This window comes from Streptomyces sp. NPDC048565, from assembly GCF_040650935.1.
In the GTDB taxonomy this organism is placed as follows: Bacteria; Actinomycetota; Actinomycetes; order Streptomycetales; family Streptomycetaceae; genus Streptomyces.
In genome coordinates, this window is record NZ_JBEZIH010000003.1 from 124,430 (window position 1) to 149,471 (window position 25,042).

At 73.0% G+C, this 25,042-nt stretch carries 27 protein-coding genes; 22 read left to right on the plus strand and 5 right to left on the minus strand.

Going from position 1 to position 25,042, the window contains the following annotated elements:
* Positions 1-26: 26 nt before the first annotated feature.
* Complete coding sequence (locus AB0C75_RS04940; protein WP_362887140.1) at positions 27-797, plus strand: ABC transporter permease; 771 nt, start codon at positions 27-29, stop codon at positions 795-797.
* Positions 798-948: 151 nt separating this feature from the next.
* Here AB0C75_RS04940 and ybaK read toward each other — a convergent pair whose 3' ends face one another.
* The 4 genes from ybaK to AB0C75_RS04960 all read right to left on the minus strand — a co-directional run bounded on the left by ybaK (position 949) and on the right by AB0C75_RS04960 (position 5,115).
* On the minus strand, positions 949-1,449 hold the full coding sequence (ybaK, locus tag AB0C75_RS04945) for a Cys-tRNA(Pro) deacylase (RefSeq protein WP_362887141.1): 501 nt from the start codon (positions 1,447-1,449) through the stop codon (positions 949-951).
* A 16-nt stretch (positions 1,450-1,465) separates the two neighbouring features.
* Entirely contained in the window at positions 1,466-2,242 is a 777-nt protein-coding gene (locus tag AB0C75_RS04950; RefSeq protein ID WP_362887142.1) for an LON peptidase substrate-binding domain-containing protein, read from the minus strand.
* 11 nt (positions 2,243-2,253) lie between these two features.
* Positions 2,254-3,291 (minus strand): hypothetical protein, encoded by a 1,038-nt coding sequence (locus tag AB0C75_RS04955; RefSeq protein ID WP_362887144.1) that lies wholly within the window; start codon positions 3,289-3,291, stop codon positions 2,254-2,256.
* Between the two features lie 222 nt (positions 3,292-3,513).
* Positions 3,514-5,115, minus strand: coding sequence for an oxidoreductase (locus tag AB0C75_RS04960; protein ID WP_362887146.1), 1,602 nt, complete (start codon positions 5,113-5,115; stop codon positions 3,514-3,516).
* A gap of 160 nt (positions 5,116-5,275) precedes the next feature.
* Between AB0C75_RS04960 and hisD the strand changes: the two genes are divergently transcribed.
* The 12 genes from hisD to AB0C75_RS05020 all read left to right on the plus strand — a co-directional run bounded on the left by hisD (position 5,276) and on the right by AB0C75_RS05020 (position 17,209).
* On the plus strand, positions 5,276-6,598 hold the full coding sequence (gene hisD, locus AB0C75_RS04965) for a histidinol dehydrogenase (protein WP_362887148.1): 1,323 nt from the start codon (positions 5,276-5,278) through the stop codon (positions 6,596-6,598).
* Positions 6,595-7,713 carry a histidinol-phosphate transaminase gene (locus AB0C75_RS04970; RefSeq protein ID WP_362887150.1) on the plus strand — a complete coding sequence of 373 codons (1,119 nt, stop codon included), beginning with the start codon at positions 6,595-6,597 and terminating at the stop codon, positions 7,711-7,713. The genes hisD and AB0C75_RS04970 overlap by 4 nt, the downstream gene beginning before the upstream one ends.
* Positions 7,710-8,303, plus strand: a complete 594-nt coding sequence (gene hisB, locus AB0C75_RS04975; RefSeq protein ID WP_073747726.1) for an imidazoleglycerol-phosphate dehydratase HisB — start codon at positions 7,710-7,712, stop codon at positions 8,301-8,303. Before AB0C75_RS04970 ends, hisB begins: the two co-directional genes overlap by 4 nt.
* A complete protein-coding gene (locus AB0C75_RS04980; protein ID WP_362887152.1) occupies positions 8,300-8,467 on the plus strand; it encodes a hypothetical protein in 168 nt (55 codons plus the stop codon). The genes hisB and AB0C75_RS04980 overlap by 4 nt, the downstream gene beginning before the upstream one ends.
* A 9-nt stretch (positions 8,468-8,476) precedes the next feature.
* Positions 8,477-9,118: an imidazole glycerol phosphate synthase subunit HisH gene (hisH, locus tag AB0C75_RS04985; protein ID WP_362887154.1), complete on the plus strand. Its 642-nt coding sequence runs from the start codon at positions 8,477-8,479 to the stop codon at positions 9,116-9,118.
* Positions 9,118-9,843, plus strand: a complete 726-nt coding sequence (gene priA / locus AB0C75_RS04990; RefSeq protein ID WP_362887156.1) for a bifunctional 1-(5-phosphoribosyl)-5-((5-phosphoribosylamino)methylideneamino)imidazole-4-carboxamide isomerase/phosphoribosylanthranilate isomerase PriA — start codon at positions 9,118-9,120, stop codon at positions 9,841-9,843. The genes hisH and priA overlap by 1 nt, the downstream gene beginning before the upstream one ends.
* Positions 9,840-10,238, plus strand: a complete 399-nt coding sequence (locus tag AB0C75_RS04995) for a RidA family protein (RefSeq protein ID WP_362887158.1) — start codon at positions 9,840-9,842, stop codon at positions 10,236-10,238. Before priA ends, AB0C75_RS04995 begins: the two co-directional genes overlap by 4 nt.
* Positions 10,235-10,990 (plus strand): imidazole glycerol phosphate synthase subunit HisF, encoded by a 756-nt coding sequence (gene hisF / locus AB0C75_RS05000; protein ID WP_362887160.1) that lies wholly within the window; start codon positions 10,235-10,237, stop codon positions 10,988-10,990. Before AB0C75_RS04995 ends, hisF begins: the two co-directional genes overlap by 4 nt.
* Before the next feature lie 236 nt (positions 10,991-11,226).
* A complete protein-coding gene (locus tag AB0C75_RS05005; RefSeq protein WP_362887597.1) occupies positions 11,227-12,111 on the plus strand; it encodes a dienelactone hydrolase family protein in 885 nt (294 codons plus the stop codon).
* A gap of 190 nt (positions 12,112-12,301) precedes the next feature.
* Entirely contained in the window at positions 12,302-15,067 is a 2,766-nt protein-coding gene (locus AB0C75_RS05010) for a LuxR family transcriptional regulator (protein WP_362887162.1), read from the plus strand.
* A gap of 151 nt (positions 15,068-15,218) precedes the next feature.
* Positions 15,219-16,568 carry a helix-turn-helix domain-containing protein gene (locus AB0C75_RS05015; protein ID WP_362887164.1) on the plus strand — a complete coding sequence of 450 codons (1,350 nt, stop codon included), beginning with the start codon at positions 15,219-15,221 and terminating at the stop codon, positions 16,566-16,568.
* A 365-nt stretch (positions 16,569-16,933) separates the two neighbouring features.
* Positions 16,934-17,209: a hypothetical protein gene (locus tag AB0C75_RS05020; RefSeq protein ID WP_362887166.1), complete on the plus strand. Its 276-nt coding sequence runs from the start codon at positions 16,934-16,936 to the stop codon at positions 17,207-17,209.
* Positions 17,210-17,247: 38 nt separating this feature from the next.
* On the opposite strand, the gene AB0C75_RS05025 is transcribed toward AB0C75_RS05020, so the two are convergent.
* The gene (locus AB0C75_RS05025) at positions 17,248-17,880 is read right to left on the minus strand and encodes a TIGR03085 family metal-binding protein (protein WP_362887168.1); all 633 of its coding nucleotides are present in this window, start codon (positions 17,878-17,880) and stop codon (positions 17,248-17,250) included.
* An 85-nt stretch (positions 17,881-17,965) separates the two neighbouring features.
* On the opposite strand from AB0C75_RS05025, the gene hisI reads away from it, so the two are divergent.
* The 9 genes from hisI (at position 17,966) to trpA (ending at position 24,995) form a co-directional block, all read left to right on the plus strand.
* A complete protein-coding gene (gene hisI / locus AB0C75_RS05030) occupies positions 17,966-18,346 on the plus strand; it encodes a phosphoribosyl-AMP cyclohydrolase (protein WP_362887170.1) in 381 nt (126 codons plus the stop codon).
* Positions 18,347-18,357: 11 nt separating this feature from the next.
* Positions 18,358-19,851, plus strand: a complete 1,494-nt coding sequence (locus AB0C75_RS05035; RefSeq protein WP_362887172.1) for an anthranilate synthase component I — start codon at positions 18,358-18,360, stop codon at positions 19,849-19,851.
* 179 nt (positions 19,852-20,030) lie between these two features.
* Complete coding sequence (locus AB0C75_RS05040) at positions 20,031-20,690, plus strand: TIGR02234 family membrane protein (RefSeq protein WP_362887174.1); 660 nt, start codon at positions 20,031-20,033, stop codon at positions 20,688-20,690.
* Between the two features lie 94 nt (positions 20,691-20,784).
* Positions 20,785-21,036 (plus strand): HGxxPAAW family protein, encoded by a 252-nt coding sequence (locus AB0C75_RS05045; RefSeq protein WP_362887176.1) that lies wholly within the window; start codon positions 20,785-20,787, stop codon positions 21,034-21,036.
* A 111-nt stretch (positions 21,037-21,147) separates the two neighbouring features.
* Entirely contained in the window at positions 21,148-21,612 is a 465-nt protein-coding gene (locus AB0C75_RS05050; RefSeq protein WP_362887178.1) for a DUF2752 domain-containing protein, read from the plus strand.
* Between the two features lie 114 nt (positions 21,613-21,726).
* Positions 21,727-22,536 (plus strand): indole-3-glycerol phosphate synthase TrpC, encoded by an 810-nt coding sequence (trpC, locus tag AB0C75_RS05055; protein ID WP_362887180.1) that lies wholly within the window; start codon positions 21,727-21,729, stop codon positions 22,534-22,536.
* Between the two features lie 8 nt (positions 22,537-22,544).
* Positions 22,545-22,763 carry a tryptophan synthase subunit(beta) gene (locus AB0C75_RS05060; RefSeq protein ID WP_362887182.1) on the plus strand — a complete coding sequence of 73 codons (219 nt, stop codon included), beginning with the start codon at positions 22,545-22,547 and terminating at the stop codon, positions 22,761-22,763.
* A 142-nt stretch (positions 22,764-22,905) separates the two neighbouring features.
* Positions 22,906-24,186 (plus strand): tryptophan synthase subunit beta, encoded by a 1,281-nt coding sequence (gene trpB / locus AB0C75_RS05065; RefSeq protein ID WP_362887184.1) that lies wholly within the window; start codon positions 22,906-22,908, stop codon positions 24,184-24,186.
* Entirely contained in the window at positions 24,183-24,995 is an 813-nt protein-coding gene (gene trpA, locus AB0C75_RS05070; protein ID WP_362887186.1) for a tryptophan synthase subunit alpha, read from the plus strand. The genes trpB and trpA overlap by 4 nt, the downstream gene beginning before the upstream one ends.
* Positions 24,996-25,042 lie beyond the last annotated feature (47 nt).

Consider the following 25,042-nt stretch of genomic DNA (forward strand, 5'->3'; position numbering starts at 1 on the left):
GTGGGGCGGGCTGGCACGATGGCAGCGTGACCGCACCGTTGACGCCGCCGCCGCATGAGCCCGAGTCCGAGTCTGAGTCCCAGCCTGAGCCCCCGTCCGGGTCCCAGCCGTACGACCCGTGGCAGGCCCCGGCCTCCGGGTCCCATGCCCTGCCCGGCGAGCAGCCGGGGCCGCAGGAGCGGCGGGCGGAGCTGCGGCAGGCGGGGGTCATCGCCGGGGTGCTGACGGTCGCGGGTGTCCTGCTCGGGCTGCTCTGGCTGTGGCTCGCGCCGCGGGTACCGCTCGTCTCCGACGACACCGCCGTGTTCCTCAAGAACAGCGAGGGCGAGGAGGCCATCGGGGCCGACGGCACGTTCGTGCTGCTGGCGCTGGCCTTCGGCCTGGTCTCGGCGGCCGCCGTGTTCCTCTTCCGCCGGCGCGGGGGTATCCCGCTGGTGGTGGGCCTCGCCCTGGGCGGGCTGCTGGGTTCGCTGCTGGCGTGGGGGGTCGGCACGTGGTTCGGGCCGACGTCCGATGTGGTGGCCCATGCCAAGGAGGTCGGCAAGGGGGTCACCTTCGACGCGCCGCTGGAGCTGCACGCGGTGGGGGCGGCGATGCTCGCCTGGCCCATCGCGGCGATGATCGTCCACCTGGGGCTCACGGCGTTGTTCGGGCCGCGGGATCCTGAGCCGCCGGAGTGGGGTGGTTCGTACGCGTCGCCGTACGCGGCCGTGGCGGAGCCGTCCGGGGCTGAGGCCGGGGCCGAGAGTGGGGACGGCGGCGGCAAGGTTGCGGGGGAGTGGCCGGAGCGGTCGTAGCGGCGGGTGGGGTGGGGTCGCCTGCGGCGGGCCTGTTCCCCTACCCGCCCCTTCCCGAAACCGGGGCTCCGCCCCGGACCCCGGTCCTCAAACGCCGGACGGGCTGGAGGGGTGCGCCGGACGGGCTGGAGGGGTGCGCCGGACGGGCTGGTCAGGGGCGGGCGATTGCTGACACCGTTGCCTGGGTCAGGGTTGTCAGGTCCTCGGGGGTGAGTTCCACCTCCAGGCCGCGGCGGCCGGCCGAGACGCAGATCGTGGGGTGGGAGCCGGCCGACGCGTCCAGGACCGTACGTAGCTTTCTGCGCTGGCCCAGGGGGGAGATGCCGCCCCTCACGTAGCCCGTGGTGCGTTCCGCAGCCGAGGGGTCCGCCATCGCCGCCCGCTTGCCGCCCACCGCTGATGCCAGGGCCTTGAGGTCCAGGGATCCCGCCACCGGGACCACGGCGACGACCAGTTCGCCGTCGACGTCAGCGACCAGCGTCTTGAACACCCGGTCGGCCGGGACCCCGAGCGCTTCGGCCGCTTCCTCGCCGTACGAGGGGGAGGCCGGATCGTGGTCGTAGGAGTGGACCGTGAAAGCGGTGCCGGCCGCTGTCAGAGCGACCGTGGCCGGGGTGGAGCCTGACTGCTGTTTTCTGGACTTCTTCGCCACCGGGCCGGTCCTCGGGTCAGTTGGGGTGCGTGGGGTCGCGGGTCAGGTCGGTCGCCGGCAGTGACGGCAGATGACGGATGACGGCCGTCTCCTTACGCAGGAGCGACAGCTCCTCGCGCAGCCGGGTCGCGGTGTCCGGGGCCTGGAGCAGCCGCTGCTTCGACGGGATGTCGAGCACGGCGGCGGCGGCCACCAGATACGACACGACCGACGGGTCGTCGGGCAGGTCCGCGCCGGTCGTCAGGGAACGTTCGCTCGCTCCGGCCAGCCGCTTCTGGTAGCTGCGGAACGCGCGCAGGACGCCCTCCGCGAGGGCGCCCGCCTCGTCCGTGGGGGAGTCCTCGCCCTCGGTGGCGCCCGGGTCCTCGGGCAGTTCCTCCACCTCGGCCGTCAGGAACGGGCCGCTCGCGTCGACGGAGAGCAGCCGGACCCGTGCGGTGCCGGTCGCCAGGACCTCGTAGCTGCCGTCGGCGCGCTCACGGATCTTCGCCGCGTCCGCGACGCAGCCGACCCGGTGGAAGGTCTGGAGGGGGTCGGGGCCGAAGCCGTCGCCCGGGGCACGCTCGGTGGGAGGCGCGGCGGCGACCGTGTCCGGCATTCCGGTGGCCGTCGGCGCGGTCTCGCGGCCGTCGCGGATCGCGACCACCACGAAGCGGCGCGGTTCCTCCTCGTCGGTCTCGAGCAGCTCGCGCATCATGGCGCGATAACGCTCCTCGAAGACGTTGAGGGGCAGCACGAGGCCGGGGAACAGCACCGCGTTCAGCGGGAAGAGAGGCAGTCGAGCGGTGGTCACAGCGGCCAAGCCTAATGGCCACGGGCCGCGACGTGTTCCGGCCGCCCGCACCGGCGCGTGGAAGAGGCCGCCCGGAGCTGGACATCCGCCCGTGTGTCGAGGAATCCCCCGAGCGCCTCCCCGGCCACGCACGCCCATGGGAAGGAGGTGGCGTACGGCCCGATCAGCCGGAACTGCTCCAGTGCCTCCGCCGCGCGGCCCCGTGCGGCCAGGACGTAGGCGAGGAGGTTACGGACCTCCGCCGGCAGGGGATCGCCGACGGGGAATCCGGCCGAGAAGCTGATCGCGAGGTCGGCCGCGGCATCGATCCGGTCCTCCCGCACGGAGACCGCCCGGGTGGCCGCCTCCTCGTCCCGCAGCAGGGCGAAGGCCGCCCGTACGGGGAGCGCCTGCACCAGGGAGTCGGTCGCGGCGTCATCGGCGGCCCGCTCGGCGAAGTCGAAGCACTCACGGTGGGAGCCGTACCACCGGGCCGAGAGGTAGCGGAGCGCGGCGACATGGCTGCCGTAGTGGTGCGGGGAGCGGCGCACGGCCTGCTCCCACAGCGACTCGAAGGCCGTGTGCGGGGCGTGCGTGCCCCGGGCGTGGTCGAGCGCGAGCCGCCAGGGCACCGGGTCCTGGAGACCGGCCTCGGCCGCCGCCGCGATCAGCGGGCCCACCTCGCGCAGCTCCTCGGCGTGGGCCGGGGACTCCCACGCGCGCCGCACCGCGAGCGCGGCCTTGACGAGCAGGGCGTCCGGATCGCCAGGGGCGGCGGACAGCCAGCCGGTGAGCCAGTCGTCGCGACCGCGCGCGAAGGCGACCAGCCGGGCCAGGGTGCGGTCGCGGATCTCCCAGTCGGCGGCGTCCCTGGTGGTGGCGAGGAGCTTGGCCGCGGGTTCGAAGTCCCCCAGGGCCGCCGCCACCAGGGCGGGCGAGAGCCGCTCGTCGGGGGCGTCGAGCAGCACCGCGTCGTCCGCGGGCAGCCCGGCCGACGACGGCACGGGGCCGTGCCGGAACGTGCGCGCGGGGCTCAGCAGTGCGCGGAGGAGAGACATGGTGCAGACCATTGAAAAGCCCTGGTGGGGGCGGCGCCAGAGGGCCTCTGTGAAGCTTCTGTGGCGAGTGGAAGGGTTGTACCGAATGCGGTCAAGAAAGGGCAAAGGAAGTGCTCGTGGCTGGCTTGATTCCGACCTTCCGGCCGACGGTGACCGGTTGTGCTTCCGGGCCTCGTCCGGCCTTTCGATCCCTGTGACGGCAGGGATCCGGCCGGACGGCCCGTCGCCTCCCCCTCAGCCGCGCCGCAGCAGCCGGGACGCGCCCGCCGCCACCGTCGTGGCCAGTATCCACCCGAGCAGCACGAGCGCGGCCGCCGTCCACTGCCAGCCGCCCTCCAGCAGCCAGTAGCCGTCCTGTCCGAGATTGATCACCGGCACCAGCAGATCCAGCGCGTACAGCGCGGGATTCCACTGCGGGTGCTCACCCCCCTTGATCGATTCGGGGCGGTACTGCGAGAACGCCACCGCCCCCGCCGCCCACAGCACCGTCATCCAGACCAGGGCGCGCCCCGGCCGGTAGCCGTACGCCACCGTCCAGTCCTGCAGATAGCCCCAGATCCGCCCAGCGGGCGGCAGTGTCTCGCGCCGGCGCCGCTGTTTGGCGAGCAGCACCTCGCGGGCGTCCGCGTCCTCCCCGCAGCTGCGGAGCACCGACGCGAGGCGCTCGTACGGCTCGGGTACGTACTCCGGGGTCGCGGCCAGCACCCACTCCAGGCGCCTGGAGAGCGGGAAATGGCCGTAAGGGACGAGGTTCTCGTACACGAAGCCGCCCATCGCGAGGCCGCCAGGACCCGGCCAGCTGGTCGACACGTCGATCAGCGTGACCACCTTCGCGCCGTTCAGCACGACCCGGCCCTCTCTCGGGCGCTCCGCGTTGAAGCGCAGCTCCGGCGTGACGATCCGGCGCAGCGACAGCTCCTCGCGGTCGGCGAGTACGAAGCGGGCCTTGTGCAGGTCCACCGCGTCCCCGAACCGCCCGTCGTCGAGCCGCACCGCGCCCCGGCACTCGAAGACCTGCGCGCGTGTCCCGCGCGCGGGACCGCCGCCGCGCGCGATACCGAACGGGGGAGTGGTGCCCTGGTTCCCCGTGTCGATACTGACCCAGGCCTCCGTCATGTACAGCGTGCGCTCCACGCTCAGCTGCGGGGCGTTCAGCGCCCGCCGCCCGTCCGTGGCCCGCAGCCGGCTGCCGCGCAGGCTCAGCGAACCGCCGACCTTCGCCCCGCGCAGGCTCAGCTCGCCGCGGGTCTCGATCATCTCGGCCTGAAGGTCCTGCGCCACCGACATCCCGTCACCCACGAAGGCACGCCCCCGCCGGTCGGGGCCGATGCCGATCTGGTTGATCAGCAGGTCCGTGCCGATCCGGGCGTCGGTCAGCCGGACACCGCGCTCGATCCGGCAGCGCGGCAGATGCAGATCGCCCTCCGTGTGCAGCCGGGCCGCGTCCAGCCTCGGCACCGCGCAGCCCACCATCCGCAGCGTGGTGAAGTGGCACTCGGGCAGGACGACCTCCTGCTCGAACCGGCAGCCCGTGAGCTCGACGTACGGGGACACCCTGCCGCCGGCCAGGTCCAACTTCCCGGTGATCCGCACCCCCCGCATCTTCAGCGCGGACACCCGCCCCGGCCGCGCGGGCGGCCCGTCCAGCAGCAGGCGCGCCACCGTGCGCGCGCCGACACTGCGCTCGGGACCCCAGGTGTGCGGGGCGAACGGGTCGTCGCGCACCGGATCGTGCGACCGCAGATCGTAGGTCGTGCCGTTGCGGAAGGACTGCCACATACCCAGCTCCGCGGCGCTGAGCCCGTCCGGGATCGCGCCGTCCTGCGGTTCGGTCACTGCCTCACCTCCGCTCGCGCGGTTTGTCCCGCGCTTCGTACAGTCGTTCTTCCCTCTCTGTGACGACGTGAACGCTAATGGTCAGCAGTGACAGCCGGGACATGTATCAGCCAGTGATACGGGCGACCGGACGGATGAACCGGTCTGAGAGAATTGCGATGTGATCTCTCGAATCGATCTGCGCGGCACCGCCCTCCCCGAGGGCGGCGACCTGCGCGACCTGCTGCCCCGTGCCGAGTTCGACGTGGAAGCCGCCCTGGAGACGGTGCGTCCCATCTGCGAGGACGTACGCCATCGAGGCTCGACGGCAGTGATCGAGTGGGGAGAGAAGTTCGACGGCGTACGCCTCGACGCGATCCGGGTGCCCGCCGAGGCGATCGCCGCCGCGCTCCAGGACCTCGACCCCGACGTGCGCGCGGCGCTCGACGAATCCGTCCGCCGCGCCCGCCTCGTCCACCGCGAGCAGCGCCGCACCACGCACACCACCCAGGTCGTCCCCGGCGGCACGGTCACCGAGAAGTGGGTGCCCGTCGAGCGCGTCGGGCTCTACGTCCCCGGCGGACGCTCGGTCTACCCCTCGTCCGTCGTCATGAACGTCGTCCCGGCCCAGGAGGCCGGCGTCGAGGGCATCGCCGTCGCGTCCCCGCCCCAGAAGGAGTTCGGCGGACTGCCGCACCCCACGATCCTCGCCGCCTGCGCCCTCCTCGGCGTCGACGAGGTGTACGCCGCCGGCGGCGCCCAGGCCGTCGCGATGTTCGCCTACGGCACCGAGGACTGCCCGCCGGTCAACCTCGTCACCGGGCCGGGCAACATCTACGTCGCCGCCGCCAAGCGCCTCCTCAAGGGCCGTATCGGCATCGACGCCGAGGCCGGCCCCACCGAGATCGCGATCCTCGCCGACGCGAGCGCCGACCCGGTGCACGTCGCGGCCGACCTGGTCAGCCAGGCCGAGCACGACCCGATGGCCGCCGCCGTGCTCGTCACCGATTCCGAGGAGCTCGCCGCCGCCACCGAGGCCGAGCTGAAGCCCCAGGTCGCCGCGACCAAGCACGTCACCGACCGGATCGAGCCCGCGCTGGCAGGCCGCCAGTCCGCGATCGTCCTGGTCTCCTCGATCGAGGACGGCCTCAAGGTCGTCGACGCGTACGCCGCCGAGCACCTGGAGATCCAGACGGAGAACGCCGCGGCCGTCGCCGCCCGGGTCCGTAACGCCGGAGCGGTCTTCGTCGGCCCCTGGTCGCCCGTCTCCCTCGGCGACTACTGCGCCGGCTCCAACCACGTCCTGCCCACCGGCGGCTGCGCCTGCCACTCCTCGGGCCTGTCCGTGCAGTCCTTCCTGCGCGGCATCCACATCGTCGACTACAGCCGCGACGCCCTCGCCGACGTCACCCACCACGTGGTGACCCTCGCCGAGGCGGAGGACCTCCCCGCCCACGGCGCCGCGCTCAAGGCCAGGTTCGGCTGGAAGGTTCCGCAAGCGTGACGAACGACAGCAATGCCTGGGACGCGCTCCCGATCCGCGACGAACTGCGCGGCCAGTCCCCGTACGGGGCGCCCCAGCTCGACGTGCCGGTCCGGCTCAACACCAACGAGAACCCCTACCCGCTGCCCGACGCGCTCGTCGACCGCATCGCCGAGCGGGTCCGCGAGGCCGCCCGCGACCTCAACCGTTACCCCGACCGGGACGCCGTCGAGCTCCGCACCGAGCTCGCCCGCTACCTCACCCGCACCGCGGGCCACGAGGTCGCCGCGGCGAACGTCTGGGCGGCCAACGGCTCCAACGAGGTCCTCCAGCAGCTGCTGCAGACCTTCGGCGGCCCCGGGCGCACCGCGATCGGCTTCGAGCCCTCGTACTCCATGCACGCCCTCATCGCCCGTGGCACCGGCACCGGCTGGATCTCCGGACCGCGCAATGAAGACTTCACCATCGACGTGGAGGCCGCGAAGAAGGCCATCGCCGAGCACCGGCCCGAGGTCGTCTTCATCACCTCGCCCAACAACCCCACCGGCACCGCGGTGGACGCCGACACCGTCGTCGCCCTGTACGACGCGGCCCAGGCCGCCAGGCCCTCGATGGTCGTCGTCGACGAGGCGTACGGCGAGTTCAGCCACCACCCCTCGCTGCTCCCGCTGATCGAGGGCCGCCCGCACCTGGTGCTCTCGCGCACCATGTCCAAGGCGTTCGGCGCCGCGGGCCTGCGCCTCGGCTACCTCGCGGCGGACCCGGCCGTCGTCGACGCGGTCCAGCTGGTGCGGCTGCCCTATCACCTGTCCTCCATCACCCAGGCCACCGCGCTCGCCGCCCTGGAGCACACGGATACCCTGCTCGGGTACGTCGCGCAGCTCAAGAGCGAGCGCGACCGGCTGGTAGACGGACTGCGGGAGCTCGGCTTCGCCGTCACCGACTCGGACGCCAACTTCGTCCAGTTCGGCCGCTTCGCCGACAGCCACGTGGCCTGGCGGGAGATCCTCGACCGGGGTGTCCTGGTCAGGGACAACGGCGTACCGGGATGGCTGCGGGTCTCCGCGGGAACCCCGGCAGAGAACGACGCGTTCCTCGATGCGGTGCGCGAACTGAAGAAGGAGCACGACGCATGAGCCGCGTAGGCAGGGTGGAACGGACCACCAAGGAGACCTCCGTACTCGTCGAGATCGACCTCGACGGCACCGGCAAGGTCGATGTCGCGACCGGTGTCGGCTTCTACGACCACATGCTCGACCAGCTGGGCCGGCACGGGCTCTTCGACCTCACGGTCAAGACCGAGGGCGACCTGCACATCGACTCGCACCACACCATCGAGGACACCGCCCTCGCGCTCGGTGCCGCCTTCAAGCAGGCTCTCGGCGACAAGGTCGGCATCTACCGCTTCGGCAACTGCACCGTCCCGCTGGACGAGTCGCTCGCCCAGGTCACCGTCGACCTCTCCGGCCGTCCCTACCTGGTGCACACCGAGCCGGAGAAGATGGCGCCGATGATCGGCGAGTACGACACGACGATGACCCGGCACATCCTGGAGTCCTTCGTCGCCCAGGCGCAGATCGCCCTGCACGTCCACGTCCCGTACGGCCGCAACGCCCACCACATCGTGGAGTGCCAGTTCAAGGCGCTGGCCCGCGCCCTGCGCTACGCCAGCGAGCACGACCCGCGCGCAGCCGGAATCCTTCCGTCCACGAAGGGCGCACTGTGACCGGCCTCAACACCATTCTGATCCTCGTCGGCCTCTTCCTGGCCGGCGGCGTGTACTCCTTCTGGAAGCAGGGCCTGCCCAAGGGCGTCGTCGTGCTCCTCGGGATCGGCTCCGTGATGTGCCTGGTGGCGGGCATCATGCGGATCCAGGGACTCTGGGACTGAGGTAGGACTGTGAGCGACAAGAAGAAGGTCGTCGTCTTCGACTACGGCTTCGGCAACGTCCGTTCCGCCGAGCGGGCCCTCGCCCACGTCGGCGGGGACGTGGAGATCACCCGCGACTTCGACACCGCGATGAACGCCGACGGGCTGCTCGTCCCCGGCGTCGGTGCCTTCTCCGCCTGCATGGCGGGCCTGAAGAAGGCACGCGGCGAATGGATCATCGGCCGCAGGCTGGCCGGCGGCCGTCCCGTCATGGGCATCTGCGTCGGCATGCAGATCCTCTTCGAGCGCGGCATCGAGCACGGCGTCGAGACGGAGGGCCTGGACGAGTGGCCCGGCACCGTCGGACCGCTGAAGGCCGACGTCGTGCCGCACATGGGCTGGAACACCGTCGAATCCCCCGAGGGGTCCCAGCTCTTCGCCGGTCTGGACCGTGAGGCGCGCTACTACTTCGTGCACTCCTACGCGGCGCACGACTGGTCCCTCGAAGTGACCAACGCCAAGATCCGCTCTCCCGAGGTCACTTGGGCCACACACGGAGAGCGGTTCGTGGCCGCCGTCGAGAACGGCGCGCTGTGGGCCACCCAGTTCCACCCCGAGAAGTCCGGCGATGCCGGCGCCCAGCTGCTGACCAACTGGATCGAGACGCTGTAATGCCGAAGCTTGAACTGCTCCCCGCCGTAGACGTCCGCGACGGACAGGCCGTCCGCCTCGTGCACGGCGAATCCGGCTCCGAGACCTCCTACGGCTCCCCGCTGGAGGCGGCCCTCGCCTGGCAGAGCTCCGGCGCCGAGTGGCTGCACCTCGTCGACCTGGACGCCGCCTTCGGCACCGGCGACAACCGTGCGCTGATCGCCGAGGTGGCCGGCGCCATGGACATCAAGGTCGAGCTCTCCGGCGGCATCCGCGACGACGCCTCGCTCACCGCCGCCCTCGCCACCGGCTGCCGCCGCGTCAACCTCGGCACCGCCGCCCTGGAGAGCCCCGAGTGGGTCGCCAAGGTCATCGCCGAGCACGGCGACAAGATCGCGGTCGGCCTCGACGTCCGGGGGACGACCCTGCGCGGCCGGGGCTGGACCCGCGACGGCGGTGACCTCTACGAGACGCTCGCCCGCCTCGACTCCGAGGGCTGCGCCCGCTACGTGGTGACCGACATCGCCAAGGACGGCACGCTCCAGGGCCCCAACCTGGCCCTCCTGCGGGACGTCTGCGCCGCCACCGACAAGCCCGTCGTCGCCTCGGGCGGCGTCTCCTCGCTCGCCGACCTCCGCGCGATCTCCCTGCTCGTCCCGGAAGGCGTCGAGGGAGCCATCGTCGGCAAGGCGCTGTACGCCAAGGCGTTCACGCTGGAGGAGGCACTGAAGGCGGTCTCCGCATGACGGACTCCGTACGCCGTATCTCCTCCGACGCCCCGTGGGAGGAGAAGTTCGGCTACTCCAGGGCGGTGGAGCTGCCGAACGGGCTCGTCCTGGTCTCCGGCTGCACCTCGGTGGTCGACGGCCGGATCGACGCGGGCGGCCCGTACGACCAGGCCGTCGCCTCCTTCCGGGTCGCCATCGACGCCCTGGAGCAGGCCGGACTCGGTCGCGGCGACGTCGTCCGCACCCGGATGTACGTCACGCACGCCAGGGACGTCGACGAGGTGGGCCGCGCACACAAGGAGCTCTTCGACGATGTGCGCCCCGCCGCTTCCATGATCATCGTCTCCGGATTCGTCGACCCCTCGCTGGTCGTCGAGGTCGAGGTCGAGGCCTTCCGGGCGGGTGAGCGATGACTCTCGCCGTACGGGTCATCCCGTGTCTGGACGTCGACAACGGCCGTGTCGTCAAGGGCGTCAACTTCAAGAATCTGCGCGACGCAGGCGATCCCGTCGAGATGGCCAAGCTGTACGACGCCGAGGGCGCCGACGAGCTCACCTTCCTCGACATCACCGCATCCAGCGGTAACCGCGAGACGACGTACGACGTGGTGCGCCGCACCGCCGAGCAGGTCTTCATCCCGCTCACCGTCGGCGGCGGGGTCCGCACCCCCGACGACGTCGACAGGCTGCTGCGCGCCGGGGCCGACAAGGTCGGGGTCAACACCGCCGCCATCGCCCGCCCCGACCTCATCCGGGAGATCGCCGAACGCTTCGGGCGCCAGGTGCTCGTGCTGTCCGTCGACGCCCGCCGCACGACCGACGGCACCTTCGAGGTGACGACCCACGGGGGCCGCAGGGGCACCGGCGTCGACGCCGTCGAGTGGGCGCACCGCGCGGCCGAGCTCGGTGCGGGCGAGATCCTGCTCAACTCGATGGACGCCGACGGCACGAAGGACGGCTACGACACCGAGATGATCAAGGCGGTGCGCGCCCATGTCGCCGTCCCCGTCATCGCCTCGGGCGGCGCGGGCCGGCTCGCGGACTTCCCGCCGGCCGTGGGCGCGGGCGCCGACGCGGTCCTCGCCGCGTCCGTCTTCCACTTCGGTGACCTGCGGATCTCCGAGGTCAAGGGTGCGCTGCGCGAGGCAGGACACCCCGTTCGCTGACCCGGTCCGGGAGATCGCCGGTCGCCAGGACCGGCGATCTCGCCGATGTCCGCCAGGAGGGCACGCCGCCAGAGTGGCGCCGTCAACGAACTGACGGCGCCACCCACGCGTAGCTCCCCGAAGGCCCCCGGACGACGGGGCCGCCGGCTGCCGCGGTGTGGTGCGCCCCCACCGAGAGGACCCCCCTCGTGCAGCAGCACCTCCCCTCAGCCGACATCTCCCCACGCCGCCACCGGATGTCGAAGAAGCGCTCCCGCACCCTCACGCTCGGCCTCGCCACCGCGGCCGCCACAGCGGGCCTGGTCACCGCCCTGATGCCGGGCGCGCAGGCCGCCGACAACCCCTACGAGCGCGGCCCCGAGCCCACTGTCGCCAGCATCGAGGCCAGCCGGGGCTCGTACGCGACCTCGCAGACGACCGTCTCCTCCCTGAGCGTCAGGGGCTTCGGCGGCGGCACGATCTACTACCCGACGTCCACGTCCGACGGGACGTTCGGCGCGGTCGTCATCGCACCCGGCTTCACCGCCTACCAGTCGAGCATCGCCTGGCTGGGGCCGCGTCTCGCCTCGCAGGGCTTCGTGGTGTTCACCATCGACACCAACACCACGGCGGACCAGCCCGCGAGCCGGGGCGACCAGTTGCTCGCCGCGCTGGACTACCTCACAGGAGAGAGCTCCGCGGCCTCCCGGATCGACTCCTCCCGGCTGGGCGTGATGGGCCACTCCATGGGCGGCGGCGGCACCCTGGAGGCCGCGAAGGACCGTCCTTCGCTGAAGGCGGCGATCCCGCTGACCGGCTGGAACACGGACAAGACCTGGCCCGAGCTGGAGACCCCGACCCTGGTCGTCGGCGCGGACGGCGACACCGTCGCCCCCGTCGCCACGCACTCGGAGCCGTTCTACGAATCGCTGCCCGGCTCGTTGGACAAGGCGTATCTGGAGCTTCGGGGCGCCACCCACTTCACGCCGAACACGTCCAACACGACGATCGCGAAGTACAGCATCTCGTGGCTGAAGCGCTTCATCGACGAGGACACCCGCTACGAGCAGTTCCTCTGCCCGCTGCCCGCGGCCGGCACGACGATCGCCGAGTACCGGGGCAACTGCCCGCACACCTCCTGACCGACCCGGGAGCCGGGGCCGGACCGCGCGTACCGGGGTCCGGCCCTTCCCTGTGAACGGCCCAGGAACTTGTGCCCCCGCACAGCCGGGTCCCCGTTCCGTTGGGAGCCCGCACCGCTCCGGGGCGACCGGGAACCGGGAGCGGACGCGAGCCTTCCGACGCTGTTTACGCGGCAGTAACGTCAACGGCGTGACCCCATCGACGACCGTGCACAGTCCGCTCCGGCTGTACGGCCGCAGCGGCGAACTGGCCATCCTGGAAACCCTGTCGGAGCGGCTGTGGGCAGGGGACGGCGGAGCGCTCGTGCTGACGTCGCCGCCCGGACTCGGCCGCACAGCCCTGCTCGGTCAGGCCGCGGCCCACCACATCGGACGGTACGGCGGCCCCGTGCTCCGCGCCGCGGCGGCCCCTACCGAACAACGACTGCCCTACAGCGGGCTGCACGCCCTGCTCTGCTCCGCCCCGGGCCCGCTGCCCCTGGCGCCCGACTCGGTTCTGGTCGGCGGGATCACCCCGGGCCGTCTGCTCGGCCTGCTGCGGGGCCTCGGCGCGGAACAGCCCCTGCTGGTCTGCGTGGACGACGCGCACGCCTGGGACCCCGACTCCCGCGCCGCACTCGGCTTCGCAGCCCGCAGGCTCGGCGCGGGCAGCCGGGTCGCGGTCGTGCTCGGCGCGGCCGACGAGAGAGCCTTCGCCGGACTGCCCGCGCTGCGCCTCGGCCCGCTCGACGAGGAGGCGGCCACCGCACTGCTGGACCGGCTGACCGAAGGCACGGCCGCTCTCGACCCCGTCGTACGCGGCGAACTGCTGCGTGAGGGGGCTGGCAACCCGCGTCTCCTGGTCGGGCTGACGAGCCGCCTGACCGCGGGTCAGCTGGCGGGGCGGACCGCGCTGCCCTATCCGCTCCCCGGGGCCGAAGGCATCCTGGACGCCCACGCCGAGCACCTGGACGGGCTGTCCCCCGACACCCGCACCCTGCTTCTGCTGGCCGCCGCCGCCGAGGAGCACGAGCCGGACGGAGCGGGTGCCGACGCGGCCCTGCTCCTACGGGCCGGCACCCGCGCCGGGCTGACCACCGCGCACCTCGACCGGGTGCTCCTCGCGCCCGCCGGAACCGCCGGGGCACTCCAACGGGCGGGCAGCCGCGTGCACTTCAGCCATCCGCTGCTGCGTCGCGCGGTCCTGCACCGGGCGCGGCCCGGCCACCGCAGGGCCGCGCACCAACTGCTCGCCGCCCTGCTCACCGGGCCAGGACCCGCCCCGCTGTCCGCACTCGTCCAGCGGGCCTGCGCCGCGCCCGGCCCCGACGCCGCCCTCGCCGGGCAGCTGGAGGCGGCCGCCGTCGCCCCGTGCCCGCACGGCGAACGGTCGGCCGCGCTGGCCCGCGCCGCGGCGCTCTGTGCCGACGAGACCCTGCGCGCCGCACGGTTCACCGCCGCCGCCGAGCAGGCCCGGCTGGCCGGTGACACCGGCCGGGCCCGCGCCATGCTGGCCAGGGTGGGCTCCCACATCGCCGGAGGCGCCGCACCCTACGTACGCGGCATGCTCGCCCTGCGCGACGGACCGGCCGCCGACGCCCGCGAGGCACTCCTGACCGCGGCGGAGCTGCTGGCCCCGCACGACCCACGCCGCACCCTGGACGCCCTGTTCGGCGCGGCGGAGGCGGCCTGGGCCATGGGGGACGCCATCGCGTATCTGGACGCGATGAACCGCGTCCCCGTCGCAGCGGCCGACCGGTCCATGGCGCAGTACCGCGCCGGAATGTGCGCCGTGCTCGCGGGACACCCCGACCGGGGCCACGCCCTACTGCGGTGCTGCCTCGACGCGGCGGACCGTGCCGAGGACGCCGGGGAACTCCTGCGGGCGGGGGCCTCGGCCCTGGTGCTCGGCGAGGTGGACGCCGCCTGCCGCGCGGGGGCCCGCGCACTCGCCGCCGTACGCACCCGGGGGCCGGATGCGCTGCTGCCGTACGCCCTGGAACAGCTCGCCTACGCCGAACTGCGCGCCGGGCAGCACGCCAGGGCCCGGGCCCACGCACTGGAAGGGCTGCACGCGGCCCGCAGGACCGGGCAGCCGAACTCCGCCGCCCATCTGCACGCCGTGCTCGCGCTCGCCGCCTCGGTGGAGGGGCCCGCCGAGGCCTGCGCCGCCCATGCCGACGCGGCACTGGCCGGGGCGGGGCCGCACGGTCTGGCCCAGGCGGCCATGCTCGCCACCTGGGCGGTCGCCCGCGCGGACCTGGCGGCAGGCCGGCCCGCCGAGGCGGCGGCCCGGCTCGGTCCGCTGGTCAGACCCGGCCCCGGGACCGGGCACTTCGCCACCCGGATGCTCGCAGTGCCCTGCTACGTCGAGGCGATGGCGCTCTCGGGCCGCACGGAGGAGGGGGCGGGTGAACTCGCCACGGCAGTGGAGGAGTTCGCGCTGTGGACCGCCCGGACCACGGACCCTCAGGTCCCCGCCCAGCTGGCCCGCTGCCGCGCCCTGCTGGCGCCGCCCGACGAGGCCGCCACCCGGTACGAGGAGGCGCTGGCCCACCACGACCGCGCAGGCGGCGACTTCGAGCGCGCCCGTACCCAGCTGCTCCACGGCCAGCTGCTGCGCCGACTGCGCCGTACCCGCGAGGCCCGCGGGCCGCTGCGCGACGCACTGGTCGCCTTCGAACGCTGCTCGGCCCGGGTCTGGGGCGAACGGGCGGGCGGGGAGCTGCGGGCCGCCGGGGAAGCGGTGGACGCGCCGGACCGGAGCGGCCCGGGACCGCTGGCCGGACTGACCCCGCAGCAGCAGCGGATCGCCCGCTGTGTCGCGGAGGGTTCCACCAACCGGGAGGTGGCGGTGCGCCTTTCGGTGAGTCCGCGGACCGTCGACCATCATCTGCGTAACGTCTTCGCCGCGCTCGGGGTCAGGTCCAGGACCGAGCTCGCGAGGCTGCTGGACCGCGGGGTTGCAGGACCGTGATGAGAAGAACCGCGCAGACCTCTAGGTACCGACCGGGCGGTATGCCATTCTGCGGTCGTCAGGATCGATCGGTGCGCGCCCGCCCAGTGCCGGGCGGGCGCGCACCGGGGCCGGCCCCACCGCAGCCGGCCGATTCCCGGTGGAGGCCGCCATGCCGCAGGTCGTACGTTCACGGGTCAGGGCCCTGCACGGGCCGCCTTCCGTAGCACCGATGCCGCACCGCGTCCGCTCCCTGGCCGACCGCGAGGCCGTCGCCGTGCTCCACCGGGCGGCCCGGGTGCTGCTGGACGCGCTGCCGGAGCTCACCGACCGGCTGGTCGAGGCGCTGCGGGAGCAGGAGCCCGCCTACCGCGCCGCGTCGGAGACCGAGTCCGCCCAGATCTGGCAGGAGGTCCACCACTCACTGCGGCACAACGTCGCCTCCCTCATCCAGCCCCGCGAATTCCGCGAGGCCGCGCACCGCACCTCCCGGTGGATCGGTGAGACCCGGGCCGAGCAGGGCGTACCGCTCGACGCGGTCATGCACGCCTTCCGGATGGGCGGGGCGATGGTCTGGCAGGGCCTGGTCGACGACACCGCCCGCCGTCACCCCGAGGACACCCGGCTGCTGGTCCATGTGGCCGCGGACGTCTGGAACTTCGTCGACGAGCACTGCGGCGTGGTGGCCGACGCGTACCGGCAGGCCGAACGGCGGCTCTCCTGGCGCCGCGAGAACCAGCAGCGCCTGATGACGGCGGCCCTGCTGGACGGCACCGCCCGGATCGCGGACCTGCCCGACGCCGCGGCGATGCTGGACCTCCCGGTGCAGGGGCGGTACGCGGTGCTCGCGGTCGCCGGAGCACGCCGCACCCCGCACGGCACCGGGTGCCCGCCGCCGGTCCTCCCCGATGCGACCCCCGCTCTCTGGCACGCGGCGGGGGAGCTGGAGCTGGCGATCCTGCCGCTGGGGGCCGCCCCGGTGGCGGTCGAGCCCGAGACGCGGTGCGACGAAGGCGCCGGGGCCCCGCCCGCCGCTGCCGACTCGGCCTCGGGCGATGAACTCGCCGAGCTCGCCGGTAACCTGACGATGCCTCCGGGCGCCCGTGCGGGCATCGGCTCGGTGGTCGACGGGCTCGCCCGGGTCGGTGACGCGCGGCGCCTCGCCGAGACGGCGCTGCGCGCCTGCCCTGCGTCCGGCGGCACCGTCCTGCTCGACGAGCACCTGCCCGCCGCACTCGTGGTGTCATCGCCCGGCCTCGGAACGGCGCTGGCCGACCGGGTCCTCGGGCCGCTGGACCGGCTCGACCCGGCGGACCGGGACGTGCTCATCGAGACGCTGACCGCCTGGCTCGACTCCGACGGCTCGGCGCAGCGGGCGGGGGCGAGGCTCTACTGCCACCGCAACACGGTGCTGAACAGGCTGCGGCGGTTCGAGCAGCTGACGGGACGCTGCCTGACCAGGCCCTCGGACGCCGTCGAGGTGTCCCTGGCGCTGGCGGCGCGACGGCTGCTGACGGACTGAAGGATGCCCTCGAAAGGGCCTGCCGCCGGCGTAAATTAGGGTCCCCAGCTCGCCCTGGACGGGGTGGGACGAGGGAGGCGGGCCGCCCATGGCGCCGACCGCCGGATCGCCGCGACGGCCCAGCGGGCGCGCCGGATCTTCCTGCCGGAGGCCTTGCCCTTGCCGTGCGCGCCCGACTTCACGGTGAAGTCGCGGGCCAGTGACGAGGCCGCGGCCAGGGTGGACGCTCGCCGTCCTCCTCCCGGCGTGCACCCATGACCGCAAACCCCAGGTGCTGCTCTCCCTGTCGTTCGCCGCGGCCGCGTCGGTCCTGCCGCCCGTCCCTGCTGTACGCCCTGTTCCGGCCGCGCTTCGACGCCCGCGGGGTGCGGTGGACCGTGTACGGGACGTACGGGACGCTTCGGCTGATCGGCGTCCTGATGGTCCTGTCCCCGGCGTTCTCCGGCACACCCGTCGCGCTCTTCCCCGAATGGGACTTCGACGTGTTCCCGTTCCGGACCCCGGGCATCGTCACGATCCCGGCGGGATTCCTCCTCGGGACGCCGGGCCGAGGGCGGCGCCCCGGGCCTGACACCGCACCCGGGGAACCGCACCACCACCGGGCCCGCCAGGCACCCGTGCGCGCCCGCGACGGTGCCTGAGCGGGCCGGGGCTGCCCGGTCTGCCCGGGCTGTCGGGTCTACAGGCCGAGCTCGGCCGTGTGCAGCCGGGCCAGCGCGTCCTTGTCGCCCTCCAGCTCCACCCGCGCCGCGTCCTGGCGCCCCGCCGCGAACAGCAGCAGCTCACCCGGCTCCCCGGTGACCGTCACCACCGGGGTGCCCTTGTGGGCTACGGCCGTCTGGCCGTCCGGGCGGCGCAGCACCAGACCCACCGGCGCCCGTCGGCCCAGCATCCGGGCCGTCTTCTCGGTGCGCGCCCACAGCACATCGGCGAAGACCGGATCGAGGTCCCGCTGCGACCAGTCGGGCTGGGCCCGGCGCACATCCTCCGTGTGGATGAAGAACTCGACGGTGTTCGCCGCCTCGTCCAGCTGCTTCAGCCCGAAGGGCGACATCCGCGGCGGGCCCGTACGGATGAGCTGGATCAGCTCCTCGTACGGCTTGGCGGCGAACTCGGACTGGACCCGCTCCAGCCGGTTCTTCAGGGCACCCACCAGAATCCCGCCCGCGGCGTCCGCACGGCGCTCCCGCACCACGACATGGGCCGCCAGGTCACGGGTCTTCCAGCCGCCGCACAGGGTCTGGGCTTCGGGACCCGCCGCTTCCAACAGGTCGGCGAGCAGAAGACGTTCACGCTTCGCATGGGTCGACATGCCCGCCAGCGTACGACCGTCGCCCGCGGTCCGCCCAGTGGACGCACGGCCGGACGGCCCCGGCCGGCGCGGCACAATGGGGCGCATGACCAGCACGCCCGGCGCCACACCCGCCAGTAATCTCGACCCGGCCGTCGCCGCCCGCCTCAAGCGCGGCCCCGACGGACTGTTCCCGGCCATCGCCCAGCAGTACGACACGGGCGAGGTGCTCATGCTCGGCTGGATGGACGACGAGGCGCTGCACCGCACCCTCACCACGGGCCGCTGCACCTACTGGTCCCGCAGCCGGGGCGAGTACTGGGCGAAGGGGGACACCTCAGGACACATCCAGCAGGTCAAGTCGGTCGCGCTGGACTGCGACGCCGACACCGTCCTGGTGAAGGTCGACCAGACGGGTGCCGCCTGCCACACCGGCGACCGCACCTGCTTCGACACGGACGTCCTCCCGCTCACCGCGCCCCGATAAGGTCAGCCGCCATGGATCTCGACACGTTCCGCAAGCTCGCCGTCGACCGTCGTGTCATCCCCGTCAGCCGCCGGCTCCTCGCGGACGGTGACACCCCGGTCGGGCTCTACCGCAAGCTGGCCGCCGAACGCACCGGCACCTTCCTCCTCGAATCCGCCGAGAACGGCCGCACCTGGTCCCGCTACTCCTTCATCGGGGTACGCAGCGCCGCCACCCTGACCTCCCTCGACAACGAGGCCCACTGGACCGGCACCCCACCCGTCGGCGTCCCCGTCGACGGGGACCCGCTACAGGCGCTCCGGGCGACAGTCGAGACCCTGCACACCCCTCGTGACCTGGTCGGCGGCGAGGGCCTGCCGCCGTTCACCGGTGGCATGGTCGGCTACCTCGGCTACGACGTCGTACGCCGGCTCGAGCGGATCACCGAGCACGGCGACGACGATCTGAAGCTCCCCGAGCTCACCATGCTGCTCACCTCGGACCTCGCCGTCCTCGACCACCAGGACGGCTCCGTCCTGCTGATCGCCAACGCGATCAACCACAACGACCTGGACACCGGGGTCGACGAGGCCCACCAGGACGCGGTGGACCGGCTCGACGCCATGGAGCGCGACCTGTCCAGGCCCGTGGAGAACGCCCCCGCCGCCCTGCCGCCGTCCGAGCTCCCGCCCTACACCGAGCTGTGGGGCGGGAGCGCGTTCATGGACGCCGTCGAGGAGGTCAAGGAGCGCATCAGGGCAGGCGAGGCCTTCCAGGTCGTCCCCTCCCAGCGCTTCGAGACGCCCTGCACGGCGAGCGCGCTGGACGTCTACCGGGTGCTGCGCGCCACCAACCCGTCGCCGTACATGTACCTCTTCCGCTTCGACGGCTTCGACGTCGTCGGCTCCAGCCCCGAGGCGCTCGTCAAGGTCGAGGACGGCCGGGCGATGGTTCACCCGATCGCCGGAACCCGGCACCGCGGCGCCACACCGCAGGAGGACCAGGCGCTCGCCGACGAGCTCCTCGCCGACCCGAAGGAACGTGCCGAGCACCTGATGCTCGTGGACCTCGGCCGCAACGACCTGGGGCGGGTCTGCGCGCCCGGCAGCGTCGAGGTCGTGGACTTCATGTCGGTCGAGCGCTACTCACATGTGATGCACATCGTGTCCACCGTCACCGGACGCGTCGCCGAGGGCCGCAGCGCCTTCGACGTCCTCACCGCCTGCTTCCCCGCGGGCACCCTCTCCGGCGCGCCCAAGCCCCGGGCCCTGCAGATCATCGAGGAGCTCGAACCCAGCCGCCGTGGGCTCTACGGTGGCTGCGTCGGATACCTCGACTTCGCCGGGGACTCCGACACCGCCATCGCCATCAGGACCGCCCTGCTCCGTGACGGCACCGCGTACGTCCAGGCCGGCGCGGGCATCGTCGCGGACTCCGACCCGGTCGCAGAGGACACGGAGTGCCGGAACAAGGCCGCCGCGGTCCTGCGGGCCGTGCATACGGCGAACCGGCTCCCGTCCTCCTGAGAGCCTGTCGGGCGACCTCTGATCGGGCGGCCACGCCCTGGCACGCACGCTTCCCGCGTTGCCGAAATGCCCAAGTAGCTCCGCTACAAGGGTATTTCAGCGCCTTGGAATCGCACGCACCAGACCGCGTCCGCTCTCCGATCGAGGCCGCCCGACAGGCTCTGAGCCAGTAGTGGATAGTGGGGTATGTGAGTGCTGTCCCCGTACCCCAGCCCCGTGCCCGAGCCGCCGCCGCGCCCGACAGCGCAGGCAGCCGCCGAAGCCTGGCCGCCGGCCTGCTCCTCGGGGCGGCCGGCGCCACCGTCGTCCTTCTCGCCTCAGGCCAGACCTGGGCCGAGGGTGACGCGGCCGTCGGCGGCGGCACCCTTCCGCTCAGCGCCGACGGCCAGGACGTCACGGGCCTGCCCGCGGCCCTGGCCGTCGTGGCCCTGGCCGCCCTCGTCGCCGTCTTCGCCGTACGCGGCGGCGGCCGGTTGGTCGTCGCCGCGCTGCTCGCGCTCAGCGGCCTCGGCGCCGCGCTGAGCGCCTACGCCGGCGCCTCGGACAGCGCGGCCCTGAACGAACAGGCCGCGCAGACCACGGGCAACACCTCGGCCACCGTCGACGCCCTCAGCCACACCGCCTGGCCCTATGTGACCGCCGTCGGCGGACTGCTCATCCTGCTCGCCGGACTGCTCGCCCTGCGCTTCGGCAGCCGCTGGCCGGCCATGTCGGGCCGGTACGAACGCGACGGCACCCCCCGCCCCCGCAAGGCCGCCCGCACCGCCCCGGACCCCGACCGGCCCGAGGAACTGTGGAAGGCCCTGGACCGCGGCGAGGACCCGACGCGCGAGGCATGACCCCCAGCCTCACGTCCACCGGCACGTACGGGACAATGGCACCGAGCTTTTCCAGCAGCGATACCTTCAGCGCAACACCAACTAGGAGCAACTCATGGCGGGCAGCAGCCACGGACACACCCCGGCCGCCTGGACCGGTGTCATCATCTCCTTCATCGGCTTCTGCATCGCGGGCCTCTTCATGGTCGCGGCGAACGCGCTCGGCTTCTGGGTCGGTATCGGTGTGACCCTCCTCGGCGGGGTCGTCGGTCTCGCCATGAAGGCGGCCGGCCTCGGCATGCCGAAGGAGTCCGCCGAGCTGGCGGCCGCCAGGGCACGCGCCGGCCAGGCCCAGACCACGGCCTGAGCTCAGATCAGGGCCTGGACGGATCAGACGGATCACGTCCTGAACCGACACGACGCGAGGCGCAGCCCGGACCGGGCTGCGCCTTTCCTCATGAGCGGGGACAATCGGCGCGTGGACGCCTCAGCCTCTCCCGCAGCCCCCGCCCCGGACCCGGCCCGCGCGCCGGCCCCCGCACCCGTTTCCCGGCTCCGCCGGCTCGCCACCCCCGTCGGGGCGATGGCGGCCGTCGTCGGGGCCTTCGGATACGTCGCCACGGTCGACCCCAACGAGCCCGGCCACTACCCGGTCTGCCCCATGCTCCGGTTCACCGGACTGCTCTGCCCCGGCTGCGGAGGGCTGCGCAGCGCCCACGCGTTCGCCCACGGAGACCTGGCCACCGCCCTCGGCGCCAACGCCGTGGCCGTCATCGGCTACGGCGTACTCGCCGCTGTCTGGCTGCTCTGGATGGTCCGCGCGAGCCGGGGCCGCCCCCTGCGGATCGCCGTCGCGCCCGGCTACCTGTGGGGCATCGGCGTAGTGCTGCTGGTGTTCTCCGTCATCAGGAATCTGCCCGTCGGCTCGGCGCTGGCGCCATGAATGCCCAGGTGGTGGGACGTAAGCCTGCCGGATGCGAGGCATAGGCCCTCCTGCGGATACCATCGAGATGGCTGATCCTGTACCTAGTCATCGCTTCGGAAGGGGGCCGCTCGCGTGAGTGTGCTCGACGAGATCATCGACGGCGTTCGCGCCGACCTCGCGGAGCGGCAGGCGCGTGTCAGCCTCGACGAGCTCAAGGAACGCGCCGCGCGCGCTCCCCAGGCCAAGGACGGAGTCGCCGCCCTGCGCGGTGAGGGTGTGACCGTCATCTGCGAGGTCAAGCGCTCCAGTCCCTCCAAGGGGGCCCTTGCCGCCATCGCCGACCCGGCCGCGCTCGCCGCGGACTACGAGGCCGGCGGAGCATCCGTCATCTCGGTCCTCACCGAGGAGCGCCGCTTCGGCGGCTCGCTCGGCGACCTGGAGGCCGTCCGCGCCAAGGTCGACATCCCGGTCCTGCGCAAGGACTTCATCGTCACCTCGTACCAGCTGTGGGAGGCGCGGGCGCACGGCGCCGACCTCGCCCTGCTGATCGTCGCCGCCCTCGACCAGGAGGCCCTGGTCTCGCTCATCGAGCGCGCCGAGTCGATCGGTCTGACGCCGCTCGTCGAGGCCCACGACGAGGAGGAGGCGGAGCGCGCCGTGGACGCCGGAGCGAAGATCATCGGTGTCAACGCGCGCAACCTCAAGGACCTCAAGGTCGACCGCTCCACCTTCGAGCGCGTCGCCCCCGAGATCCCCGACCACATCGTCAAGATCGCCGAGTCCGGTGTCCGCGGCCCGCACGACCTCATCGCCTACGCCAACGCCGGCGCGGACGCGGTGCTCGTCGGCGAGTCCCTCGTCACCGGGCGCGACCCCCGGGCCGCCGTCGCCGACCTGGTCGCCGCAGGCGCCCACCCCGCGCTCCGGCACGGACGGGGCTGACCCCACCCGTGACCGCCGACCGTCGTCCCGCCGCCCTCGTCCGGCCGGGCCCGCGCCCCGCCGGGGCGAGCACCCGGGACCCGCACGCGCCCCTGGCGCGCGGCTGCCGGCCCCGCGGCTGCCGCGCCCCCGCACGGCGTGTGCACGGCCGGCGTGTGCGGTACGTGATCGGCGACGAGCCAGGACAGGTCAACGGCATGCGATGGCGCACGGGGTCCGCGCCGTAGCGAGCCCCGGCCGTCGCCCGTCCCTCTGTCTGTACAGGGGAACCCGCACGCCCCACCGCACCGACCGTCGACCGGTCGGTGCGGCGCTCCGCTCATGGCGCATACGGTGACAACACCCGTTGCGATTCGAGGAGCACGTCGCATGTCGTCCGACTTCTTCATCCCGGACCCCGAGGGTCTGATCCCCAGCGCCGAGGGCTATTTCGGCGCGTTCGGTGGCAAGTTCATCCCGGAGGCGCTGGTCGCCGCCGTCGACGAGGTGGCCGTCGAATACGACAAGGCCAAGGCCGACCCGGCCTTCGCGACCGAGCTCAACGCGCTCATGGTCGACTACACCGGCCGGCCCAGTGCGCTGACCGAGGTCGCGCGCTTCGCCGAGCACGCCGGAGGCGCCCGCGTCTTCCTCAAGCGCGAGGACCTCAACCACACCGGCTCGCACAAGATCAACAATGTGCTCGGCCAGGCCCTGCTCACCAAGCGCATGGGCAAGACCCGCATCATCGCGGAGACCGGGGCGGGCCAGCACGGCGTCGCCACCGCGACCGCCTGCGCCCTCTTCGGCCTCGAATGCACCATCTACATGGGCGAGATCGACACCGAGCGGCAGGCGCTGAACGTGGCGCGGATGCGAATGCTCGGCGCCGAGGTCATCGCCGTGAAGTCCGGATCGAGGACCCTCAAGGACGCCATCAACGAGGCGTTCCGCGACTGGGTCGCCAACGTGGACCGCACCCACTACCTGTTCGGCACGGTCGCGGGGCCGCACCCCTTCCCCGCGATGGTCCGCGACTTCCACCGGGTGATCGGCGTCGAGGCCCGCCGCCAGATCCTGGAGCGTGCCGGCCGGCTGCCGGACGCCGCGGTCGCCTGCGTCGGCGGCGGCTCCAACGCGATCGGTCTCTTCCACGCCTTCATCCCCGACGCGGACGTCAGGCTGATCGGCTGCGAACCCGCCGGACACGGTGTGGAAACCGGCGAGCACGCGGCGACGCTGACCGCGGGCGAGCCCGGAATCCTGCACGGCTCACGCAGTTACGTCCTCCAGGACGAGGAGGGCCAGATCACCGAGCCCTACTCGATCTCCGCGGGGCTCGACTACCCGGGCATCGGCCCGGAGCACGCCTACCTCAAGGACGTCGGCCGCGGCGAGTACCGCGCCGTCACCGACGACGCCGCCATGCAGGCGCTGCGCCTCCTCTCCCGCACCGAGGGGATCATCCCGGCCATCGAGAGCGCGCACGCGCTGGCCGGGGCCCTGGAGGTCGGACGGGAGCTCGGCCCGGACGGGCTGATCCTGATCAACCTGTCCGGCCGCGGCGACAAGGACATGGACACGGCGGCGCGGTACTTCGGTCTGTACGACGGCGCCGACGCCGTCGTCGAGGCAGATGTGGCCGACGGAGAGGAAGAGGTCACCAAGTGAGCGGCAACCGAGAGCTTCTCGAAGCGACGCTGGCCAGGACGGCTTCCGAGGACCGGGCGGCGCTCATCGCCTACCTGCCCGGCGGCTTCCCGACCGTCGACGGCGGTATCGCGGCGGTCAGGGCGGCCGTCGACGGCGGCGCCGACGTCATCGAGGTGGGACTCCCACACAGCGACCCGGTGCTCGACGGGCCGGTCATCCAGACCGCCGACGACATCGCGCTGCGCGGCGGGGTGAAGATCGCCGACATCATGCGCACCGTGCGTGAGGCGCACGAGGCGACGGGCGCGCCGATCCTCGTCATGACGTACTGGAACCCGATCGACCGGTACGGCGTGGAACGCTTCACCGCCGAGCTCGCCGAGGCCGGAGGCGCCGGGTGCATCCTGCCGGACCTGCCGGTCCAGGAGTCCGCTCTGTGGAGGGAGCACGCCGAGAAGCACGCTCTCGCCACCGTCTTCGTCGTCGCCCCGAGCAGCAAGGACGAGCGCCTGGCCACCATCACGGCGGCGGGCTCCGGATTCGTGTACGCCTCCTCGCTCATGGGCGTCACCGGCACCCGCGAATCGGTCGGCGAGCAGGCCCAGGACCTGGTGCGGCGCACCCGCGCCACCACGGACCTGCCGGTCTGCGTGGGCATCGGCGTGTCCACCGCCGAGCACGCCCGGCAGGTCGCCGGCTTCGCCGACGGGGTGATCGTCGGCTCGGCCTTCGTCAAGCGGATGCTGGACGCCCCCGACGAGGCCGCCGGTCTCGCCGCAGTCCGCGCGCTCGCGGCCGAACTGGCCGAAGGCGTTCGAAAGCGCTGACAGCGGGAGTCATCCGTACGGGTGGACCTGGGACCGGGGAGGCGCTG

Excerpts from the sequence above, each read along its gene's own strand:
- AB0C75_RS05045 (WP_362887176.1), top strand. The coding sequence starts at position 20,785 with ATGGCGGGCAGCAGCCACGGACACACCCCGGCCGCCTGGACCGGTGTC.
- AB0C75_RS05015 (WP_362887164.1), top strand. The coding sequence starts at position 15,219 with ATGCCGCAGGTCGTACGTTCACGGGTCAGGGCCCTGCACGGGCCGCCT.
- AB0C75_RS04995 (WP_362887158.1), top strand. The coding sequence starts at position 9,840 with ATGACGGACTCCGTACGCCGTATCTCCTCCGACGCCCCGTGGGAGGAG.
- trpB (WP_362887184.1), top strand. The coding sequence starts at position 22,906 with ATGTCGTCCGACTTCTTCATCCCGGACCCCGAGGGTCTGATCCCCAGC.
- priA (WP_362887156.1), top strand. The coding sequence starts at position 9,118 with ATGCCGAAGCTTGAACTGCTCCCCGCCGTAGACGTCCGCGACGGACAG.
- AB0C75_RS05005 (WP_362887597.1), top strand. The coding sequence starts at position 11,227 with ATGTCGAAGAAGCGCTCCCGCACCCTCACGCTCGGCCTCGCCACCGCG.
- hisI (WP_362887170.1), top strand. The coding sequence starts at position 17,966 with ATGACCAGCACGCCCGGCGCCACACCCGCCAGTAATCTCGACCCGGCC.
- hisB (WP_073747726.1), top strand. The coding sequence starts at position 7,710 with ATGAGCCGCGTAGGCAGGGTGGAACGGACCACCAAGGAGACCTCCGTA.
- hisF (WP_362887160.1), top strand. The coding sequence starts at position 10,235 with ATGACTCTCGCCGTACGGGTCATCCCGTGTCTGGACGTCGACAACGGC.
- AB0C75_RS05025 (WP_362887168.1), bottom strand. The coding sequence starts at position 17,880 with ATGTCGACCCATGCGAAGCGTGAACGTCTTCTGCTCGCCGACCTGTTG.
- AB0C75_RS05035 (WP_362887172.1), top strand. The coding sequence starts at position 18,358 with ATGGATCTCGACACGTTCCGCAAGCTCGCCGTCGACCGTCGTGTCATC.
- AB0C75_RS04955 (WP_362887144.1), bottom strand. The coding sequence starts at position 3,291 with ATGGTCTGCACCATGTCTCTCCTCCGCGCACTGCTGAGCCCCGCGCGC.